This window comes from Lysinibacillus sp. UGB7 (genome assembly GCF_049058285.1).
GTDB classification, from domain to species: domain Bacteria; phylum Bacillota; class Bacilli; order Bacillales_A; family Planococcaceae; genus Lysinibacillus; species Lysinibacillus sphaericus_B.
This window is the reverse complement of record NZ_JBMGUV010000069.1, coordinates 1-5,238: the sequence shown is the minus strand read 5'-3', so window position 1 is coordinate 5,238 and position 5,238 is coordinate 1. Positions and strand designations below refer to the sequence as shown.

Annotated in this window: 5 protein-coding genes and 2 pseudogenes; 3 read left to right on the top strand and 4 right to left on the bottom strand. The window is 33.8% G+C overall.

The genetic code is table 11. The features are described from left to right. Positions 1 to 322 precede the first annotated feature (322 nt). Both ACOMCU_RS27770 and ACOMCU_RS27765 read right to left on the bottom strand, forming a co-directional pair. Positions 323 to 514, bottom strand: coding sequence for a DUF3021 family protein (locus ACOMCU_RS27770; RefSeq protein WP_421052263.1), 192 nt, complete (start codon positions 512 to 514; stop codon positions 323 to 325). Between the two features lie 411 nt (positions 515 to 925). Then, positions 926 to 1,177: a hypothetical protein gene (locus ACOMCU_RS27765; protein ID WP_421052261.1), complete on the bottom strand. Its 252-nt coding sequence runs from the start codon at positions 1,175 to 1,177 to the stop codon at positions 926 to 928. A gap of 583 nt (positions 1,178 to 1,760) precedes the next feature. Between ACOMCU_RS27765 and ACOMCU_RS27760 the strand changes: the two are divergent. Continuing rightward, positions 1,761 to 1,992: pseudogene (locus tag ACOMCU_RS27760) on the top strand (response regulator transcription factor); the annotation flags it as partial. Between the two features lie 489 nt (positions 1,993 to 2,481). On the opposite strand, the gene ACOMCU_RS27755 reads toward ACOMCU_RS27760, so the two are convergent. Next, positions 2,482 to 3,591: a hypothetical protein gene (locus ACOMCU_RS27755; RefSeq protein WP_421052262.1), complete on the bottom strand. Its 1,110-nt coding sequence runs from the start codon at positions 3,589 to 3,591 to the stop codon at positions 2,482 to 2,484. A gap of 689 nt (positions 3,592 to 4,280) precedes the next feature. On the opposite strand from ACOMCU_RS27755, the gene ACOMCU_RS27750 reads away from it, so the two are divergent. Both ACOMCU_RS27750 and ACOMCU_RS27745 read left to right on the top strand, forming a co-directional pair. After that, a complete protein-coding gene (locus ACOMCU_RS27750) occupies positions 4,281 to 4,676 on the top strand; it encodes a hypothetical protein (RefSeq protein WP_421052260.1) in 396 nt (131 codons plus the stop codon). Further along, on the top strand, positions 4,646 to 4,822 hold the full coding sequence (locus tag ACOMCU_RS27745; protein ID WP_421052259.1) for a hypothetical protein: 177 nt from the start codon (positions 4,646 to 4,648) through the stop codon (positions 4,820 to 4,822). Before ACOMCU_RS27750 ends, ACOMCU_RS27745 begins: the two co-directional genes overlap by 31 nt. Before the next feature lie 129 nt (positions 4,823 to 4,951). Here ACOMCU_RS27745 and ACOMCU_RS27740 read toward each other — a convergent pair. Then, positions 4,952 to 5,238: pseudogene (locus ACOMCU_RS27740) on the bottom strand (Crp/Fnr family transcriptional regulator); the annotation flags it as partial.

The window sequence follows — 5,238 nt, the reverse complement described above, 5'->3', positions numbered from 1 at the left end:
TGAAGAAATCAAGAGAAAGAAAAAATAAGTAAGCCGCTTTAGCGGTTGGTGTGGAAACGGAGTGCGGTTGGCGGACCTTCAGGATGGGCCAGTACCCCAGCGTTTCACGCGCAGAGCAAACCACCAGTTATACTGGTGGTTCTGATTCATGAAAAGGGCCATTTAGTTGAATAAAATACAATAATTAAATTGGACATGGCGATTGTGAAGAGAAGTACTTAAACTAACGGAGCAATTTAGTTGAAGAATCATTGGTTCATACAGTGATAATTGTAAAAGAGGCTTATTTTGTTGACTAGCCTCTTGTTTTATTGAATTTCTATCAAAGAATACTATTGATTATATTGTCTGTATGCTCAATAATTTTCTTCTTCATTTTTTTTACTTCCGTTTGACTATAAAAATAAAATAACAGCCAAACAAATGCAAAAATTAATACATTAAATAGCAACAATAGGATAGTTAGTTTTATCGAAAATGTAGGAATCCATTTTAAAGAAAAGGCAACAACTATAAAGGTACCTATAGCTATAAAAAAATGACAAGCACTTTGTTGTAAGAATGTTAAACGTTATATTTTATAGATGTATGAAGGGAGTATACAAGCAATTCCAACAATATTTGAATATTTGATCCTAATACTTGTTGAGGAAAAGTAGCCATAACAGCATCTAAAAACAAATCTCCTTTAATCCAATAAGATTAACAATAACAAAAACTGTACATCCCATACTTATACCGAATCCTAAACTCTTGAAAATGTTCATGTAACTATACCCCCAAACGCTCTTTAAATGTTTTTTTATAATTACGAGAAATCACTATTTTATTTCACCCTTCACCATTAAACTATAACACTATAATAAAAATATTAAACTATGTTTTACTAATATATTATTTATATTCAAAATTACCATAAATAGTATTATAATTTAGAAAAAAATAAAATTACAAAAAAGAAACCTGAAATAACTAGTAAAAACCCTATACCCAATAACCAACCAATGATGTTACTAAGGTTTAAGAAACTAAAAATTTCAATAGTATAAACAAATATTCTTTTATATATTGGCTTATCACTATAATCCCCTAATTCATCTTTTAATTGAACAAAGCCAATAGGAATTATAAAAAATCCTATTATGATAAGTACTATACCTAAAAATAAACCTAACATTTTAAAAAAACACTCCTTTTAGAATAAATCCTTTTTTTGAATAAAATTTTTATTCTCTTAAAAAATATTATTTAAACCATAACATAATACTACTAAAAAAAGGATATTTAAATAACTTTTTCTTTATCATCAAAAAATATGTATCAATTTATTTTCCAATAAATTAGACTGAAATTCTTTTACAGTGAACATGGTAATAAAGAAAAAATGATCATCGATTTACTTTCTCAAAACAGAGATGATGTAACTGCCTATTATTCTAGATTCAAAAGATACATCCATAGGTTTATTTAATAAAATTTAATCTAATACTCAACATTTCTTTGTCGCCGTGTACTGTGAAGGAATCTACTTAAAGGAACGGGGGCTTTTGCTTAATAATATATGGCAATGATTTTCAACAATCGGGCGCGATTGTGGAGCAACACAGGTCGAAAATAATCAAACTTTTTTATAATTACCTAACTTAAAACTGCTAAAGAGGAATCCCTTTTAATCAATCTTTTTCAAAAGGGATTCTTCTTATTTATCGTAAAATGAGGGTTTGCGAGGTATTTTTGCTCAAACTTTATTTCAAAGCAACATGAACATTTTGATTTGTGATGATGATAAAGAAATTGTAAAGGCGATTAGCATTTATTTAGAAAATGAGGGATATAAAGTATTCAAAGCTTACAATGGTATAGAGGCAATCGATCTTATTCGAAATCACGTTATTCACCTAATTACTATGGAATATCGGAGCAGATGATTATATGGCCAAGCCATTTAATCCATTAGAACTTGTGGCTAGAGTGAAATCGCAGCTAAGAAGGTATACGACATTTGGGAGTCTTGAGGTGAGTAGTTATGTATTGCAAACAGGCGGGCTCATGATTGATGATGAACAGAAAGTCATTACCGTTGATAAACAAGAGGTTCATTTGACACCAGTGCAGTATAAAATTTTAAAGCTTCTCACAGCAAATGCTGGGAGACCGCACTTAGACAAATAAAGGTGAACCGTATCATAAGTAAGTGCGGTTTTATTATGCATATTTTTGACAAAGTAACGAAAGAAAAAAAGCAAACATGGGAAGCGCTTTTACACCAAATGACGTTGATTTGGGAGAGATAGAGAGGAACTGATTTGTATCTGGCAAGAAATTCAGTAAGTATATGTCACAGTTAGTTAAGTAGGAGATAATCTTTTTAAAGGGATTGCTTTATAATAAATACCAAAAAGAGAAATTGCGCTGTGCAATTTCTCTTTTTGCTTGAACTGAAATTAATTATAAATCATCCTCGGAAACTTCATTATTATTTCATTGCCATTGCCATTGCCATTGCCATTGCCATTGCCATTGCCCGTTGCCATTACCATTGCCATTACCGTTGCCATTGCCATTACCATTACCGTTGCCATTACCATTACCGTTGCCATTGCCATTGCCATTGCCATTGCCATTGCCATTGCCATTGCCATTGCCGTTGCCATTACCGTTGCCATTACCGTTGCCATTACCGTTGCCATTACCGTTACCGTTGCCATTGCCATTGCCATTACCGTTGCCATTGCCATTACCATTACCGTTGCCATTACCGTTGCCATTGCCGTTACCGTTGCCGTTGCCATTGCCATTGCCATTGCCATTGCCATTGCCATTGCCATTGCCATTGCCATTACCGTTATCATTGCCGTTGCCGTTGCCGTTGCCGTTGCCGTTGCCGTTGCCATTACCGTTGCCATTACCGTTGCCATTACCGTTGCCATTGCCATTGCCATTGCCATTACCATTACCGTTGCCATTACCGTTGCCGTTGCCATTACCGTTGCCGTTGCCATTACCGTTGCCATTGCCATTGCCATTGCCGTTACCGTTCCCGTTACCGTTCCCGTTACCGTTGCCATTGCCGTTGCCGTTGCCGTTGCCATTGCCATTGCCATTGCCATTATCGTTGCCGTTGCCGTTGCCGTTGCCATTACCATTGCCATTACCGTTACCATTACCTTGCTTTACAAACCCATCAAATGTTAGTGTGTGCTCACCATACGTTCCCGTAATCGTCGTATTACCTTGACCTTTCCCTTTTACTACCCCTGCTTTTACAGTAGCTATTTTATCATTCGCTACTTCGTAGGTTGCAAGCTTTGTAACATCTTGTTGTACTTTCACATTGGAACGGACTTCTTTTGCTCGTGCATTAGAGAATTTTTGGCCTTTGACTTGGCTTATTCCTTGCTCTAGTGCAACAGGCTTTTCAGATAAATGAACGATGACTGCAACCTCTTGATTGCCTGATACATTTTGTAAGCTTTCGTGGAGAGTTGGACCATCTTTAGACAAACTTAGCTGTTCAGCACTAGCACTCGACAATGGAACCAATAGAGAAAGCACCATAACGAAAACTAGATTACTACTTAAGAACTTCATAAACTTAAAATTTTTCAAATCTCATTTCCTCCTATTTCTTTAATTGTCACGCTTTTTCATTTCAGTGTGATATTTCCAATTTATCACAATGGAACTAATTCGAAAATCATAATATTTAAATATTCTGAAATATTGATAATTAGTATCAATTTATGAAATATAAATTAAATCTATCTTCCTGGTGGTTGAATAAAAAAGTAGAACTTTAGAACGGTAAACGACTTACAGTAATTCATTAAATTTTTCAATTAATCCTATCAAGGCAGCAGTTGTAGATGCAGTCGGTGGTGTAGCTGCTTATAGAAAATTAGGAGGGCAGTAAAAGGAGTGATTGGAGGGGGTCAGACAGATGAAATTGTGCAAGACCAAACAACAATGTACGTCATAAACAATCTTGCCAAATTAGCTAGTTTTGCTTTTTAACTTTCTTTTATCTTCTTCTGAGTCCAAAGAATGCATTTTATCCTCCAGCGAAGTGAATAGATTCATAATGATAACTGAGCCATAATCTAATAAAATTTTCTACATTAAACAGCATTAGTGTTTATACATATTAAATTACCAACAAGATAAAATTAGCTAACTTTATTGTGGAAAAAACTAAAAATACACAAAACAACATAATAAGTATATATGTATATATTTTGTTTAAGGTATACTATTTTTGTAGTAATAAAAGAGGAGTTCTAATGGCTAGAATTAACCCTAAATTTGCTAAGTTTTCAAGGGGAAAACAAGGTTATTTTGATATTTTAGGGAATATGAATAATGTAAAATTAACACATCAGCAATTATATGAGATGTTATTAAATGAAACTACATATGCAGAGTGCGAACAGGTATGGCGAGGGGAAATGCCTGTAGCAACTGGTAACAAAAAACATGCATTATTAAGTTTAGCTATGCTTATGTTCGAACAAGAAATACATTTCGGTAACGAAATGTTTCAAAGAAGATCCCATTATAGTCCAAATGTAAGTAGTCCTAATTATGTAAGGTCAAGAGATTTATTAATGGGTTATGTCCGATATATGTTCGTTCAAGGGAATACACAATGTTTAACACCATTCCAAGTGGATTGTTAAACCCACCTAAAGATAGGGATATTATAAGAGACTACTTTGAAGTTTTAAAAAATGATCAATTAGCAAGTGCATTAATGGGTAGAAATAATATTGTGAGCGCATTTAAACAAGTGGCAAGTCAGGCTCCTAATAATCCCGCACTGTAAATTCATAATAAAACACTTGCTAATAAGATGTTGGAATGAAATTTTATCGAAGGAAGATGAGAAATCTGTTAATCAAGCGCACAGTTCCCCTAGGAGAAGACACCGTGCGCAAGTGAAGAAATTTTTATCTTAGTAAAAATCTTCAAGGTATTTTTCTAACTCTTCTATTGAAATAATAGAGAATTTTTTATCTTTATAACTTATAAACCCTTCATTTCTGCACTGAGCTATTGATCGATTTAAACTTCTAATTGGTGCATGAACTTCACTCGATAAAATTTGCTTAGTAATACAATCTAAGTCACCAATTTTATAATGATTATGCATACTTAATAATAGACGATCCTTTACTGTTAGAAGTGATAACTGCACCGCGGTATCTGAACTTAGTATTAATTTTGAGGCAAGTTGTTTAA

Excerpts from the sequence above, each read along its gene's own strand:
- ACOMCU_RS27765 (WP_421052261.1), bottom strand. The coding sequence starts at position 1,177 with ATGTTAGGTTTATTTTTAGGTATAGTACTTATCATAATAGGATTTTTT.
- ACOMCU_RS27755 (WP_421052262.1), bottom strand. The coding sequence starts at position 3,591 with ATGAAGTTCTTAAGTAGTAATCTAGTTTTCGTTATGGTGCTTTCTCTA.
- ACOMCU_RS27750 (WP_421052260.1), top strand. The coding sequence starts at position 4,281 with ATGGCTAGAATTAACCCTAAATTTGCTAAGTTTTCAAGGGGAAAACAA.
- ACOMCU_RS27745 (WP_421052259.1), top strand. The coding sequence starts at position 4,646 with ATGTTTAACACCATTCCAAGTGGATTGTTAAACCCACCTAAAGATAGG.